General features: G+C 40.9%; 14 protein-coding genes. 7 read left to right on the forward strand and 7 right to left on the reverse strand.

What is annotated here, in order from left to right:
• Nucleotides 1-35: 35 nt before the first annotated feature.
• Nucleotides 36-272, forward strand: coding sequence for a hypothetical protein (locus tag BDE36_RS15435; protein ID WP_128767710.1), 237 nt, complete (start codon nucleotides 36-38; stop codon nucleotides 270-272).
• A 20-nt stretch (nucleotides 273-292) separates the two neighbouring features.
• On the opposite strand, the gene BDE36_RS15440 is transcribed toward BDE36_RS15435, so the two are convergent.
• Nucleotides 293-1,318 carry a glycerophosphodiester phosphodiesterase gene (locus tag BDE36_RS15440; protein ID WP_141815589.1) on the reverse strand — a complete coding sequence of 342 codons (1,026 nt, stop codon included), beginning with the start codon at nucleotides 1,316-1,318 and terminating at the stop codon, nucleotides 293-295.
• A gap of 184 nt (nucleotides 1,319-1,502) precedes the next feature.
• On the opposite strand from BDE36_RS15440, the gene BDE36_RS15445 reads away from it, so the two are divergent.
• Nucleotides 1,503-1,868, forward strand: coding sequence for a hypothetical protein (locus BDE36_RS15445; protein WP_141815590.1), 366 nt, complete (start codon nucleotides 1,503-1,505; stop codon nucleotides 1,866-1,868).
• Between the two features lie 107 nt (nucleotides 1,869-1,975).
• On the opposite strand, the gene BDE36_RS15450 is transcribed toward BDE36_RS15445, so the two are convergent.
• Complete coding sequence (locus BDE36_RS15450; RefSeq protein WP_141815591.1) at nucleotides 1,976-2,974, reverse strand: SDR family oxidoreductase; 999 nt, start codon at nucleotides 2,972-2,974, stop codon at nucleotides 1,976-1,978.
• A 106-nt stretch (nucleotides 2,975-3,080) separates the two neighbouring features.
• Between BDE36_RS15450 and BDE36_RS15455 the strand changes: the two genes are divergently transcribed.
• Together BDE36_RS15455 and BDE36_RS15460 are read left to right on the forward strand one after the other, a co-directional pair.
• Complete coding sequence (locus tag BDE36_RS15455; protein ID WP_141815592.1) at nucleotides 3,081-4,688, forward strand: alpha-amylase family glycosyl hydrolase; 1,608 nt, start codon at nucleotides 3,081-3,083, stop codon at nucleotides 4,686-4,688.
• Between the two features lie 188 nt (nucleotides 4,689-4,876).
• Nucleotides 4,877-5,449 carry a fasciclin domain-containing protein gene (locus BDE36_RS15460; RefSeq protein ID WP_128767715.1) on the forward strand — a complete coding sequence of 191 codons (573 nt, stop codon included), beginning with the start codon at nucleotides 4,877-4,879 and terminating at the stop codon, nucleotides 5,447-5,449.
• Between the two features lie 72 nt (nucleotides 5,450-5,521).
• Here BDE36_RS15460 and BDE36_RS15465 read toward each other — a convergent pair whose 3' ends face one another.
• Entirely contained in the window at nucleotides 5,522-8,212 is a 2,691-nt protein-coding gene (locus BDE36_RS15465) for a TonB-dependent receptor (RefSeq protein WP_141815593.1), read from the reverse strand.
• Between the two features lie 554 nt (nucleotides 8,213-8,766).
• A complete protein-coding gene (locus BDE36_RS15470) occupies nucleotides 8,767-9,069 on the reverse strand; it encodes an RNA recognition motif domain-containing protein (RefSeq protein WP_128767717.1) in 303 nt (100 codons plus the stop codon).
• A 174-nt stretch (nucleotides 9,070-9,243) separates the two neighbouring features.
• On the opposite strand from BDE36_RS15470, the gene BDE36_RS15475 reads away from it, so the two are divergent.
• The 3 genes from BDE36_RS15475 to BDE36_RS15485 are packed head-to-tail and all read left to right on the forward strand — an operon-like array spanning nucleotide 9,244 to nucleotide 12,989.
• Entirely contained in the window at nucleotides 9,244-10,482 is a 1,239-nt protein-coding gene (locus BDE36_RS15475) for a nucleoside recognition domain-containing protein (RefSeq protein ID WP_128767718.1), read from the forward strand.
• An 18-nt stretch (nucleotides 10,483-10,500) separates the two neighbouring features.
• Nucleotides 10,501-10,893 (forward strand): methylglyoxal synthase, encoded by a 393-nt coding sequence (locus tag BDE36_RS15480; protein WP_141815594.1) that lies wholly within the window; start codon nucleotides 10,501-10,503, stop codon nucleotides 10,891-10,893.
• Nucleotides 10,894-10,952: 59 nt separating this feature from the next.
• Nucleotides 10,953-12,989 (forward strand): S9 family peptidase, encoded by a 2,037-nt coding sequence (locus BDE36_RS15485; RefSeq protein ID WP_141815595.1) that lies wholly within the window; start codon nucleotides 10,953-10,955, stop codon nucleotides 12,987-12,989.
• Nucleotides 12,990-13,082: 93 nt separating this feature from the next.
• Here BDE36_RS15485 and BDE36_RS15490 read toward each other — a convergent pair whose 3' ends face one another.
• From BDE36_RS15490 to BDE36_RS15500, 3 genes are all read right to left on the reverse strand, one after another.
• Entirely contained in the window at nucleotides 13,083-13,523 is a 441-nt protein-coding gene (locus BDE36_RS15490) for a helix-turn-helix domain-containing protein (protein WP_128767721.1), read from the reverse strand.
• 338 nt (nucleotides 13,524-13,861) lie between these two features.
• Entirely contained in the window at nucleotides 13,862-15,130 is a 1,269-nt protein-coding gene (locus BDE36_RS15495) for a helix-turn-helix domain-containing protein (RefSeq protein ID WP_141815596.1), read from the reverse strand.
• Nucleotides 15,131-15,487: 357 nt separating this feature from the next.
• Complete coding sequence (locus tag BDE36_RS15500) at nucleotides 15,488-15,907, reverse strand: response regulator (RefSeq protein WP_141815597.1); 420 nt, start codon at nucleotides 15,905-15,907, stop codon at nucleotides 15,488-15,490.
• Between the last annotated feature and the right edge of the window lie 5 nt (nucleotides 15,908-15,912).

A 15,912-nucleotide genomic window follows, 5' to 3' on the forward strand; every position in this document is an offset into this window, starting at 1 on the left:
GATATTTTCATTATCTGCTTATCAGATATTAACTTATGGATAGATTCAGCATTGACGTACCGAGTGGCGGGAGCACAGTATCATTTGATGTCATAGATTATGCTCATGACGACGATAACAGATGCAAGTTTGAAGTATTCAAAAACAACAGGCTTGTAGCAAGCTTTGAACCTGACTCCCGAGGCTTGCTACATGTATGTAAAAATCCCGGTGGCGTTGACGACGAAATACTCGAATACCTCGCTGAAAAAATTGAATCGTATAACTTTTAGAAATGATTCTTACTTAGCAGTTATTTCCTTTTAATAACATCCATAAGAAGTTCCGGCTCATTTGTAGTAATCATATCAACCCCTTCCTTCAAGAAAAACTGGAGGTCGTTAATATCATCGACAGTCCAGCAATTCGTACTTAAGCCCAATTTCCTTGCCTGGTCAATCATCTTATTCTCTTTTTTGAAAATGCTGTAGTGATAGTCTAGTCCATCTATTCCGTCGGCTTTCAACTGCTGAAGACTCTTGTCGCCACCTAAATAGGCCAGTTTAGCAGCCGGATCTAACTCCCTCACTCGTTTTAAAGCATCATAACTAAAGCTGATATAATATATCCATGCCTGAGCCTTGAGCGCGCGGACGGCTGAAACAGTCTTGTTTGTCACAGCAATAGTCATCTCGGGACTGATAACAGATGGCTTGATCTCCAGAAAGAGCCTGGTTGAGTTTTGAATGATCCCTTCTTTCAGATAGGCATCTAATGTTGGCAGCGGCTCAGAATTAGAAAGTTTAACCTTATGTAATTCTGAAGCGGCGGTACTCTCAATCCGGATACCCTGTACATCGGGATCATGATGAACAAATAGTACTGAATCGGCAGACATCCTCACATCAAATTCTGAACCCTCGCAACCCATTTGTATGGCTTTTTTTAATGCACCTATTGAGTTTTCAGTCTCGCCTGTATTCTTCCATGCACCACGGTGAGCTATCACTTTGTTTTTTATGAAGTTGTCTTTCACAATGACAAAATCAGCTTTATCATCACCCACCTGAATGGTAATATTATATTTTAAACCCTTTAATTCGACTTTCTTTTTCAATCTCAGCACATTGTCCTTACTTACGGCAAATAAGCCGGATGTATCCTTTAAAAGAATAGCTTTCTCATCAGCTCCGCCTTTTGTTACTATCGTCGCAATATTTTTACCGGTAAATGGTATCGCGTAATTATCGAGGTAAAATTGAACTGCTTTGTCCTGTGCTTTGCCGCTTCCTGAAAATAATAAGGCCAGACAAGCTATAAAAACTGCTTTCTTATTCATTGTAAAAAATGTACCTGTTGCCAGCAAATTTAATCTTTATTACTTCCTTTTAAAGACTGGAGTAAAAATAATCAACTTCCAACCAATTTTCTTTGAAAGACCCTGACGTGTCTCAGGAAATACATCGTCAGATAAAACTGTTCGCAACAATGCCGGTTTATATAGAACATCTTATACCTACGTTATGGAATCACCTATTTCAAGGCAGCTACATGGTATTGCCGACTATTCTTACGTTCCCCTGTCGTTTGCGGCACCCGAACTATTCGGGTTTAGGAAGGTAAAACAAGCAAAAACGTTATGCCGCCTTATCGGTGCGGGAGTGCTCGCATCTGCACTTACAACCAAAGCTGAATGGGGAATGTTAAAGGTTGTACCATTTAAGGTACACTTGCTCACCGATATCTCTATGGGAATTATTATAGCAGCCGCGCCTTTGCTCTTCGATTTTGCGGGCAACAAAAAAGCGAGAAATACCTTTATTGGACTTGCAATTACGAGTATTATAGTTCCGCTTCTAACAAAAAATGAGGAGATGAAGCACGGGTAAACTATTATTAATTATCTTTAATATTCATGATAACTAAAGTAATTCTAACGGCATGTGCGATTACTGTTCTGGTACTGATCCGTAGAGGCAAAAACTAAGCGTTAGTTTTACCGCCGGGTCATCTTTAACAGAAATAAGGCGGCAGCACTTGTAAACAGCAAAACAGTTGCTGTCTTCCTCCTTGACGGAGGAGAGAACCGGCTCCACCCCCCATACACGCCTGAGCCATATTTTAGGGGCCTGAATACGTTGCCATTTGTTAAAGGCACATGATCCGCTACTTTTAGATAACTCTCAATAACTTTAGCAGTGATATTGCGGCTAAGAGCAGGAAACAAAAAATGGGATAGCCTTAAGAATGTGGCTATACTCCCGATCGTAACCGACGGCTTTGGATTATGTGCGAGCTTTACTATAGCCACTGCCAGTTTCCGCGGATCGTAAACAGGAGGTGCGGGCTTTAGGTACCGACCCGTAAAATTAGCTGCATGTCTGATTCCCGGAGTATCTAAAAAGGCAGGAAACGCATCACAAACATAAATTTCAGGCCACTTGGTAAGCTCCCCTCTTAATGCCTCTGAAAAGCCTCTAAGCCCGAACTTGCTGGCCGAGTATCCTGTTGCGTAGGGCACCGGAAACCATCCGCCTATTGAAATATTATTTATAAGAATACCACGTTGCTGACCTATAAAATAAGGCAGGACAGCATGAGCCCCGTGAAGATACCCCATTAAGTTGGTCTTAATTACCTGGTCTAATATCTCTATCGGTGTGTCCGTAAACGATCCGGCGGCCAGAATCCCGGCATTGTTAACCCAGACATCAATACGACCATATATCTCAAATGCTGTTTTTGCAAGCAGAAGTACTGCGGCGGCATCCGTTACATCTGTCGTTATTGCAACAGCCGACTCTGCTCCTGTTTCATTACATTCCTCAACAACCTCTTCCAGAGCCATGGATCGCCTGCCGGCAAGTACAAGTTTAGCACCGGCCCGCGCAAATTCAACAGCTATAGCCCGGCCGGCGCCCCCCGATGCTCCTGTAATCACTACAGTTTTTCCCTTCATGCTCTGCTTATCCTTTGTATTCGTATATTTATTCATAGTTGTGATTGTATTTATCTTAATGCAATATCCAAGCCAAAGAGCTCTGTGGGATTAGCAGTTAAAAAACAAAAAAGGTTAGATATCATTTATCATAAAAACGACAATGAAAAACGCTTCTCAATATCTCTGGTGGCATACAGGAATTATTTATCAAATATATCCGCGTTCTTACCAGGACAGCAACGCGGATGGAATAGGTGACCTCCGCGGTATCATTGAACGTCTTGATTATCTGCAATGGCTGGGAGTGAACGTTATTTGGCTCTCCCCTGTCTATCCGTCTCCCATGGCTGATTTCGGCTATGATATTTCTGACTATACCGGCATACACCCGCTGTTCGGAACCATGGCTGATTTTGACGAGTTATTAGATGTTATCCATTTACGCGGCATGAAACTGATCCTCGATTTTGTACCCAATCATACCTCGGATAAGCATCCGTGGTTTGTGGAATCCAGGTCGTCGAGAGATAACCTAAAACGTGACTGGTATATATGGAAAGATCCCGGAGATGATGGTTCGGTCCCTAATAACTGGCTCAGTGTATTTGGCGGCAGTGCCTGGGAGTGGGATGAGCAGACCAGGCAGTATTATTATCATGGCTTTTTAAAAGAACAGCCCGACCTGAACTGGCGGAATCCAGAAGTACAGGATGCGATGTTGGAAGTGATGCGCTTCTGGCTGGAAAAGGGCGTCGATGGGTTCAGAGTAGATGTGCTCTGGCACTTAATTAAAGATCAGCAGTACCCTGATAACCCTCCAAACCCGGACTATCAGGCACATATGCCGACTTATGACCAGCTGTTACCGGTATATTCAACGGACCAGCCCGAAGTTCACGACATTATCAGCCGAATGCGCAGCTTACTCGACAGTTACGACGACAGGCTGATGATTGGAGAAATCTATCTGCCCATACAAAAATTAATGCTATATTATGGTGTAGATAATAAAGGAGCTCATTTGCCTTTTAATTTTCAATTAATCGATTTGCCATGGATTGCGCAGAAGATTGCGCGTGCTGTTGACGAATATGAGGCAGCTCTCCCTCCCGGCGGCTGGCCCAACTGGGTGTTAGGAAATCACGACCGGCCCCGCATTGCTACCAGGGTTGGAATTGAACAGGCCCGTATAGCGGCGATGCTGCTACTCACCCTCCGGGGAACTCCGACGATTTACTATGGCGATGAGCTAGGCATGCGTGATGTACCGATTCCATTTGAAGAAATTCAGGATCCGCAAGGATTAAATATGCCGGATAAAAACCTCAGCAGAGACCCTGCACGAACCCCCATGCAGTGGGATTGCAGTGCAAACGGTGGATTTAGCAGCGTCAGGCCCTGGCTGAGAGTTGACGAGGCCTTTGAACGTGAGAATGTGCAGGTTGAGAGAGAAGACCGGCATTCGATGCTTTCACTATATAAGCGACTCATAGAATTGAGGCAGAAAGAACAGTCTTTGATCACCGGAGCATATGAGCCAGTTGAGTGTAATGAACAAACCATTGCTTATATACGCAGAGAATCGGGGCATTCGGCGTTCTTTGTTTTACTTAATCTTAGTAACGGTTCGGCATGCTTTAATAACGAGAACAGAAGGATTAATGGCTTCGTTAATATTGCAACATCTCCGCACCTTGAAGGTCGAATGATATCCGGAAAAATTAACCTTAATGGAAATGAGGGTATCATTGTTCGTCTTGCTCAATAATACAATATACTGGCGTTGCGCCTCTACACCGGCTGAAATTCACTACAGGTTGTTGTTTTTTTCAACACATTTATAAGCCTACAGAACAAGCAAATACATACTAAAAAATTAACAATCAGCAAATTACAAAAAAAGGTAATTACTGGCAGGACTATGGATATCTGATAGAATATTAATTACAAATAACTATGAAAGAAATAAAAAAAATAGTCTTATCAGCCGCCTTACTAACAATGACAAGTGTTTCGGCGATTTACGCGCAAACGCAAACTACGGATAGTTCAGCCACTCAAAGTGCAGCAGCAACACAGCAGCCAGCTGCTTCAGGTGACGTCTTGCAGGCAATATCCCAATCTGGTTACAATACAATTTTCCGGACTTCCATCACCACTGCGGGGCTTGAAAGTACGTTAACCGGCGCGGGGCCATATACTGTGTTTGCACCGTCTGACCAAGCTTTTAGTGCAGGGTCCAAAGCCGACAGCCTTTTAAAAGATCCGGCAAAGCTGACGCCGGTTTTAAGAGGACATATAGTAAACGGAAAATACACAAAAGACGATATTATAAAAGCGCTTACAGCTGGTAAGGGTACAGCAACTATGACAACCATCGATGGCGGGACACTTACGTTAAAGGTAAATGCTTCAAAGAACCTTGAGTTATCAGATTCCGCCGGCAACACAGCACTTGTAACTGTTTTTGATTTACAGGGCACTAATGGTGTTGGACATGTAATTAACAACGTGTTACTGGCAAAGTAATCAAATCACATCCCTTATATATATAGCCTCTGCATCATGCAGGGGCTTTTTGTTTTGTGCCCAACTTTGTTTTCAGGCTTCAAACTTATTGAGGTTTAGAGTAAATAGCAGCATATAATATCTTCCAAGCCGGTTACTCCGGTTATCCATGATCGCATTATTGAGAATAGTACGTCCCACGCTGGTGTTCTGATCAAACATGTCAAAGCCCGTAAATCGCAATGCACCTGATTTATTTTTGAAGAACCGCCTTTCAATATAGGTGTTAAGAATGAACGGGTTTGTTTTACCCGTTCCCGAAAATCCCTTATTAATGTTCTTATCCGCCTCTATACCCAGTATCCATCCTGACAATAGATTCAATCTTCCACTGGCGCCAAGAGCCCAGGTGGAGAGTTCTTTGCTGTTATATTGATCGATATAAAAATTATTAAAAGTACCCATAGAATACCTGTTAATATTATAGGTATAAACTACTGAAGGGTAAAACTCAAGATGATCTCCCGGATTTATCTGCATTCTCATTGCCTGCGACATGATCAGATTACGGCCTCCGATCTTTTCAGAATTACTCATTGAAATATTATGATTGTAATTTACCGAGCCATTCAGGTCAACAACGTATTTCCTTTCGGAGATGGGTAACGAAAAATTATAAGAGCCCCCGATCATAAAGCTCCCGTTCACATTTTCAAAGAGCGTTTCCTGCGAAATAATATTATCGTCTTTATTAACCAGTATTGTATTTGCCACTACCTGATCCTGGATAAAAGTTCCGGCCACGCTGGCAAATAAGGTTTTTCCTGTTTCGATGTTAAAGCTGTTATAACTAATATCAACATTATGCCATAATTCCGATTTAAGAGTTGGGTTGCCTGTTACCGGATACTGCGGATTGGTGACATCTGTCACCGGTTGTAACTGGAGATAAGACGGCGGATTGCTACTGGCAGCATAGTTTATACTAAATGACTTCTCATTTGATATGAGATAACCATAGCTAAGCTCAGGGACTATATTCAGCCCCTCCCGGTTGATATCGATGTTCTTGCTGATTGACTCACCTTCCAGAAGCGTTGGCTGTATACTTACACCTACGGTGTATGAATGTTTCGCTCCATTATGTCTTAACGAAAGGCTTACAGTATTAGTGGTAAACGAATAAGCATAGCGATTGCTCAAAGAGTCAATCTTTCTCCTTATATCAGCTCTATGAGCTTCCCTGTCATTTATATAATTCGAATAACCGAAAGCATATCCCAGCTCTATCCTCGAGTTTTTATTCAGCGGTTCTATATAAGAAAGCCGGGCTGTTGTACTAAAACTTTGATTTTCATTTTTCAAAAATTGCCGCTGTACCGAATCACGTGTTAAGCTACCGGTTTTGTCATAAAAAAGCATCATGGCATTCGTGTTCTGTTCAGATGTATTATTGCTGCTTCTTAGGACTACTTCGGCGAAAAGGTTCCTTCCTGATTTTCCGAATTTATGATTGCCCACTATTCTGGAACTGATAAGGGGAGCTGAAGACGACATTCTTTCCAGGGTAAACTGTTCGAGACTATCGGTTATTCGAAAGTAATTTTGTTTACTTTGAGTTAAAAACGCATCTCTGTTCGTATTTCTTTTATTGAAATTAAACACCGGCGATACCTGTATGAAGTTCAAGCTGTCTTCATATTCCATAGTCCACTGGAATATATGGTTATATGCTACGCTCTTATTGTTTGTAGTGTCGTTGTTGAATATCAATATATTATCAGGATAGATATTCTGCCTGAAAGTTTCGGACCGGAGATCGTTCCTTATCTTCGAAAAGCTGTAGCTGCCGTAAGAGCTTATTGCTTTGTTATATTTCTCCCGGTAATTAAATCCCGTCGCACTGACGGTTGTAAGACCATTCATCGCAGAATTCAGGGCATATTCGGCCCCTGGCATCCCCGCATTATTGTTATTCAGATTTCCGTAAAACGCAGTTTCCCGATTATTATTGAAATAATTCCCCAAAGCAGAAAACTGATATCTCCCTTCATTACCATTGCCAGCAGAAGCATTTCCAAAATACCCCTTCCGCAGGTTTGCCCACGTTTTTATATTGATTATTTTCTGATATCGCCCGTCAGTCCCGCCAGTTAACCGGGCCTTATCACCATAGTCATCTATAACTTGTATCTTTTCGATCAGATTTGCTGGAATATTCTTTATGGCGGTTTCGACATCTCCTCCGAAAAAATCTTTCCCGTTTACCTTCACCCGTGTTACCATTTTCCCCTGGGCAATCAGATTTCCATCTCTGCTGATACTAATGCCTGGCAATTTCTTCAGCAGGTCTTCTGTAAAGGCATTTTCCCTCAAACGATAATTCCGGGCCTGGTACTCTATGGTATCTTTCTTTATAATGACAGCGCGCTTAGCGAGAATCGAAATCTGGTCGAGCTCATAGGACTGCGACTGAAGAATGAGAGGTTCCAGTAAAAATACACACCTGCTTCCATCAAAGTCGTAATCCTTTTCAATTGTCTGATACCCCAAATTACTAATAGTGAGCAGAAACCGGGGCCAGATAATTCCCGGAAGCACAAACTCTCCGTCATCAGAAGTTCGCACTGATACTGAATCATTGGTTGAAGTAAGCTTAACTGTCGCTCCTCCAATTCCTATACCGGAAGTATCTAGTACCATACCTCTTATTTCGTACCTGCCTTGAGAATACAAATAGCCGTTAAGAAGCAGTAAAGCAAACAGTGTGAAGAATGCCTTCATTCATGAACAATTAAATGACTCATCTGTACTACTACAGATCATTATATATGCATCAAACAATATTAACGCATATATTTAACTTATCATATCACAGCTCCTTATCTCAATTGCAGTGATGAGCTAGTGTTAATATAGATTTATATATAAGATGGTTGTCCTTTGTAATTGCTGAACTGATTGTGTACTGCCCATCATCTCATCTTCTGATTTTTTCATTCTTTTTTATTTTACGAGGATTACTACCTAAATGAAATAATAGCAAGAGGGAGGAAACGACATCCTTCCTGCTGCTCAATAAGGCAATTTCATCAGCGCAACATCTTTTGGCTAAAATAATGTTTTTTTTAACCTGATATATGACTGTTGAATTTTATTTCTAGCAATCAAGGAACAGTATATAATAAGATAAGGGATTTTGGAAGGGTAAGACAAGGCTCAGATCACATCAAAGCAATGATGACCTGACAATTCAGGTTTTTTCTCAGGAACAGAAGTGAAATGTTTTAACATAAAAAGGCCGGCATTTAGAGCCGGCCCTTTTTATGATAGGAAAGCTATCGGTTATACCCACCTCTTCCCCCACCGCGACTAAAGCTTTTATTCTGGCCGTCTGAGGGACGATCTTCGGCTTCTTTAACGGTGATTTTGCTTCCATTGTAATCGCCACCATTCATGTTCAGAATTGCTTCTTTAGCTTCTTCATCATTGGGCATCTCAACAAAACCAAAACCACGGCTACGGCCGGTTTCGCGATCTTTTATTATTCTAAGAGATTTTACATACCCGAAATCTCCAAAGACCGCTCTTAATTCTGCTTCCTCTACTTCGAAAGGAAGACCTGCAATAAATATCTTCATTAAAAAACTAAAATTTTTGCGAAGGTACAGCTTTTAATTGAACGAAAAGTAAGTATAATGCCATTTAACTCAGAAAAAACGTTTTGTATTCCCTGCTTCCAAACAGACGGGAACATTCATATAAAATATGTAAATTGTCCGCCTGTAAAACGTTCACAAAAAACGTTGAGGTTTATGGCTCTGAACTACGTCTGGATTGCTTTTTTTATCATTTCATTTATTGTCGCCCTAATTAAACTTATATTCTTCGGAGATACAGAGATCTTTCAGAAACTCGTAGAAAGCTTGTTTGATACTACCAAATCTTCTGTAATGGATATTGCCCTGCCGCTGGCGGGAACAATGGCATTCTGGCTGGGCATAATGAACATAGGAGAGAAAGCCGGAGCTATAAATTTTTTAAGCCGGATAGTAGGTCCATTTTTCAGCCGTTTATTTCCCGAAGTTCCCAAAAACCATCCTGCCACGGGACAAATGCTTATGAACTTTTCAGCAAATCTTCTTGGCCTCGACAATGCGGCAACTCCTCTTGGATTAAAAGCAATGGGAAGTCTTCAGGAGATAAACAAGTCTAAAGACACTGCGTCAAATGCCCAAATCATGTTCCTGGTTTTGCATACATCGGGATTAACGATACTGCCCATATCTATTATAGCTCAAAGGGCAATTCTTAATGCAGCTGACCCAACGGACATATTTATTCCATGTATCATTGCCACCTATGTTGCCACAGTTGCAGGACTGCTGATAGTTGCCATCTGGCAAAAAATCAATTTATTTAATACGGTAATAATAAGTTGGCTGGTGGGCCTTACCGCTTTTATTGGTCTTATTGTATGGTATTTCACGGTGTTCCTAAGCAAGGGCCAGATCAGCGAAGTATCAAAAGTTGTTAGTAACGTCTTGTTATTTCTCATTCCAATAACTTTTATTCTAGGTGCCTTAAGGAAAAAGGTAAATGTCTTTGATGCTTTTGTTGAAGGCGCAAAGGGTGGGTTCGAAACCTCCGTCAAGATTATTCCCTATCTGGTTGCCATGCTGGCTGCAATAAGTGTCTTCAGGAACTGTGGCGCATTGGGGTATATTGTCGATGGGTTCAAATATCTTTTCAGTCACTTTAATATGGATACCCGTTTCACTGACGCCTTGCCGGTTGCCTTTATGAAGCCTTTAAGCGGATCGGGGGCCAAGGCTATGATGATCGAAACTATGACTACTTTCCATCCCGATTCATTTGTGGGACGGCTGGCCTGCGTTTTTAATGGTTCTGCTGATACCACTTTTTATATTGTGGCTTTGTATTTTGGATCAGTAGGGATAAAGAAAAGCCGTTATGCTATAACAGCCGGATTATTTGCCGACCTCGCAGGAGTGATCGCAGCTATATTAATTTCATATTTATTTTTTGGATAACCTCAGTTTATATATTATATGTCAACACATACTATTGCCCTTATAGCACATGATGGGCGTAAAGCCGAAATGGTGGCTTTTGTAAAAGATCACTACGATATTCTAAAGGGAATGAACCTCGTAGCAACAGGCACTACGGGCTCCTACATTCAGCAGACAGGTCTTCCGGTAGTCCGCAAACTTAGCGGGCCACAGGGCGGAGACGCTCAAATTGCAGCAATGGCAGCCGAAGGAGATATAAAGGCTATCATCTTTTTCAGGGATCCTCTGGGGAAACACCCTCACGAACCTGATGTACAGATGTTGCTGCGGATATGCGACGTGCATAATGTTCCATTGGCTACAAACCCGGCCACTGCTAAATACCTGTTGCTGGGCATTGTGCGCGAGAATGACCCCGTCGAAGAATAAATCAGACGCTCTTTTAGTAAGAAACATTTACCGTTTAAAAGAGATATTATAGTGATAAAATGAAGAAAATGCTTAGTACAGGTCTTATCCTGGCATTCTGTATGGTGAAAGGACAGGATAGAATGACCCCGGAGTTATTATGGAAACTTGGCAGGGTTTCGGGAGAGACTATCAGCGCCGATGGAAAAAGTGTGCTTTTTGGCGTTACAAGGTATAACATGAACGAGAATAAAGGCGAACGCGACTTATATTCTGTTTCTGTGAATGGTGGCAGTGTCAAACAACTCACCAATGCAGCTGGAGGAGAAAGTATCGTTTACACCGATGCGAAAAACGGGCAGCTATTTTATCTCTATAAGGGGCAGATCTGGAAGATGAATGCCGATGGTACCTCTAAGCAACAGATCACAAACCATGAAGGCGGATTGAACAATGTCAGGTTTTCTCCTGACGGTAAACATATCCTGTTCTCTGCAGAGGTGCAGGTACTTAAAATTCTAGGAAAGGACCGCTATCCTGAACTTAGCAAGTCCGAAGCCTTCGTGTTTGATGATCTCTCTTATCGCCATTGGGATACTTGGGAAGATGGCAAGTTTCAGCATATATTTTATGCGGGTTTTAACGACGGAAAGATTGGTCTGCCTAAGGACATCATGAAAGATGAACCTTATGATTGTCCTCAGATGCCTTTCGGAGGCAGCGAAGATGCACTATGGAGTCCCGATGGAAAGTTCATCGTCTATGTTGCAAAAAAGAAGTTGGGGAAAGAATATGCAAAAAGCACGAATACAGATATCTATTTCTATGATCTGATTTCAGAGCGGACTACTAACCTTACCGAAGGAATTGGAGGTTATGATACAAATCCATCATTTAATAAAGATGGTTCACGCATGGCTTGGTTGAGCATGAATGAGGATGGTTATGAATCAGACAAAAACGACATTCTGGTTTATGACTTTAAGACACTTAAAACGCACAATCTCACCCGCGAATGGGATGGTACTGTAGCCTCATGGCAATGGAGTAACGATGGTTCCAAAATTTACTTCCTGGCTGCCGTAAAAGGAACAGAACAGTTATTTGAAATAAGTGGCATTTCTGATCTGAATAAATACAACATAAAAAACCTTAAACAGCTTACAAAAGGAGTTTTCGACATCAATAGCATTGTTGGTCAGTCTGGGAATAATTTGATTGTAAGCAGGACCGACATGAATCATGCTGCTGAATTATACCGGGTAGATTTAAGATCGGGAACACTCAGTCAGCTCACCTTTACCAACAAGGATATCTATGACAGTATTTCTTTAAGTAAAGTAGAAGAACGGCATATCAAAACCACTGATAACAAAGACATGCTGGCGTGGGTAATTTATCCGCCAGATTTTGATCCTTCCAAAAAATATCCTACCCTGCTATATTGCCAGGGAGGGCCGCAATCGGCCTTAACCCAATTTTATTCATTCAGGTGGAACTTTCAATTAATGGCGGCCAACGGCTATATCATTATCGCCCCCAACCGACGCGGAATGCCCGGCCATGGCATTGAATGGAATGAAGCAATCAGCGGCGACTGGGGAGGCCAGCCAATCCGTGATTATCTGTCGGCGATCGATGATATTATAAAAGAACCTTATGTAGATAAAAACAGGCTCGGAGCTGTGGGTGCAAGCTATGGCGGTTACTCTGTTTATATGCTTGCAGGCGTTCATGAAAACCGCTTTAAAACTTTTATTGCTCACGATGGTCTCTTTGACCTGCGTAGCTGGTACGGTACCACAGAAGAACTATGGTTCGCAAACAAAGATATAGGAGGGCCATACTGGGGGCCAAATCCGCCTGACAGCTATAAGCATTCAAGTCCAATAGAACATGCAGACAAGTGGAATACTCCTATTATGATCGTTCAGGGTGGAACCGACTACCGTGTTCCTGTAGAACAGGGGCTCGAAGCATTTCAACTTGCGCAGCTTAAAGGCATTAAAAGTCGGCTGCTTTATCTCCCTAATGAGAACCATTGGGTCGTAGGAGCACAAAATGCGATCGTATGGCAACGGGAATTCTTTAAGTGGTTGACAGAAACACTCCATTAACCGGTATTAATGGTACCGTACCCATCCTATAACTTACAATAGAGCATAAAAAAAACCGGCATGACCGGTTTTTTTATGCTCTATCAAGATCACTTAATCATTCCTTTTATTTAAGGTACTGGTATGCTGTTTAAGATAGCTTCCCAAAGTGTCTTCTTCATTAATTAGCTTCAAGGGGGTATTTAACGAAAGAATAGCATTTTTGTCTTTCTCGCTCTCAATCAGCCTTTCGTATAACTCTATAATCTTCTCAATAGCATTAAAATTTGTACCGGAGCTCATCGTGTTATTACTCGTATTATTTATAATAGCTTCATGATCAAAGTTTTTAATCGCATCAACACTGATCTCCAGAGCATCAGCAATCCTGTTCAAGGTATCGTCATCTATAGTTTCAGACTGTTCGAGTTTCGAAATCTTCTGCTGACTTAATGATAAGGACAAGGCCAGGCTTTCTTGTTTGATATTCTTTATTTCACGTAACCGTCTTACATTTCTTCCAAGATGAACGTTGTTCTTTTGTAACGAATTCATATAGTACTTTATTCTAAGTGAAAAACCAATCTATTACTTACTGCGTTTTTTACACCACAAAAAAAGACAATAGAATAGTAAAAAACCGATTGATAAAGTCCAAAAATCCGATAATGAGACCTATTATTCAGCGTACAAAACGCGTATACCACCAAACGTGACACCGGTCACTTTTTTTTCACTACTTTGGTCAGTTTTTTGATAAACAGAGGAGTGTAGAATTTAATCAACACAATTCCTCACAATTAGTACTATTTACACAACAATGGTAATTAATACTGACGATTATTAAGAGATATATAAATTAGTAAGGAATTAGTTCGAAGCTTTAAATACGATCATTTAAATACTTCAGAACCTTTACTGGTCTGATTAAGGTACTCGGAAGGTGTAAGGCCTTTTAGCTTCTTAAACACAGAAAAAAACGTACTTCTCGACGAAAATCCAGCTTCTTTGGCGAGACCTTCAAAGGTTAGATTTTTCCAGTTATCGTTATCAAAGCGTTCTACAATATAACTTATCCTGTAATTGTTAATAAAGTCGTTAAATCGTTGTTTGTAGTGATGATTTAAAATATAAGAAAGGGTACGCACCGGAATATTCAACCCCGAAGCAAGTTCATGTATGCTTATGCCGGGCTTTAGAAATACTTTATTTGAGATAACATATTCTTCAATCTTTCTGGCATAAGAAGCAAGCAAATCGGATGTCATGTACTCTCTGGCAATTCCCATGGCGTAAGAGCTATCTTTATGAACGCCGGCAGGTGTAACAACAGATGACGAAGGAGTCGGATCTTCAGCCGGCACTAATGAGAAGTCATCAAATTCTGCCTCTGGCGAAAAAACAGACTCTCTGTAATAATCGCTATAAAGTATTCTGGGATTAAAAAAAAGATAAATACTGAGAGAAAAGAAGCAAAAACTTATTATCGAAATTGAGATAAGCCTGCTATCTATTTTGAGGTCTAATAGGGACGCTATATTGCGGGATTGAAGCGCTATATATAAAAGCGAACTAAATACGGTAAATACAATGATCCAGGTATATATGGGCCGGAGGTGAGGATAACCAGAATATTTACGTATTGTGGATCTTCGGAAAATAAGATACCATTGCAGGAACATATAGACTATTCCCTGAATTAAACGAATTTTATAATATAAAAACGGAGAAATCACTGTTGCATCAGCTTTATACGTCGTTTTCATATCAAGAACTACTGCATCCGCGAGTCGTTCTATATCTTGGGGGGCAGCAAAAAGATAGGGAATATAATCCAGGAAAATGAGGCCGGCCAGGATAAAATGTATCCAGTCAGTCTTTCTGAAGCCAGTTTCGTTATATATAATTCCTCTTATATATAGAAAGCTCAATGGCGATGCCAGGAAGTAAAAGTGCCCGGTTATTTTAAATCCGTATGGAAACTGAGCTATTCTACCTGTCAGCACTAAAAGAAACAACAATACATACCAGGCAGTTAAAAACAGTATAACGCTTAACAGACGGTTAGTATGAACCTGACTCTTTGTTCTGAACAATATTATACTGCAAATAAAGCTGCAAAAAACCCCACCCAGCATAAAAACATCATAAAACTGATTCATACAAGGTGCTTAAATAAAAATCATGCTATATACCTAATTCATTACGCGAACTATAAGAACATTCTACGAAGCCTACCGGGCAATGTTTCAATTTTTGTTAATACAACCTACTATTACTTAAATATGGCATCGACAGCTACCGGTCTTATACCGACCTCTCAACCTGTTCTGATTTCAACCTAACTTATAAAGATTCTAAAAGCTTAAGCGTTGATACAAATGAAAACAGGGTAACCAAATCTAATTTTCCAACTAAAACATGGCATAGTTATTGCTTACGACGCAGATCCTACAAAAGGACTTTTTTTCAACAGAAGTATAATACCACAAAACCATGTATCTTACCACCACACCTCACTATACAGCCACTAAATTCTGTACTTGATATTGTCGTTTATAATCTATTATTCCGTGGGCTGCATACAGCGCATCAAGTAACTTTTCTTTCCTGAAGGGCTTTATAAGAAAGTCTAAAGGATATGTATTGATCGCTTTTTGTAAAACAACAACATCTGTTTCTGAAGACTGGAAAATGAATGGAATACTAAGATATTGGTTAATATAACCGGCAAGGTCGATACCTGTCTCCTCTCCTTCCAACTGAATATCTAACAAAAGGAGATCAACTTTATTCAGGTTTAAATCCCTTACCGCCTGCCTGTACGATGTGGCAGTACCAACGACTTCATACCCGGACCGTTCGAGTAAACCCTTCAAAAAAGAAGCCCAAATAGCGTCATTTTCAACGATATACACCTGCATTGGCGACTTTTCCATGGTTA

Origin of the sequence: Arcticibacter tournemirensis (genome assembly GCF_006716645.1) — a bacterium.
Classification (GTDB): Bacteria; Bacteroidota; Bacteroidia; order Sphingobacteriales; family Sphingobacteriaceae; genus Arcticibacter; species Arcticibacter tournemirensis.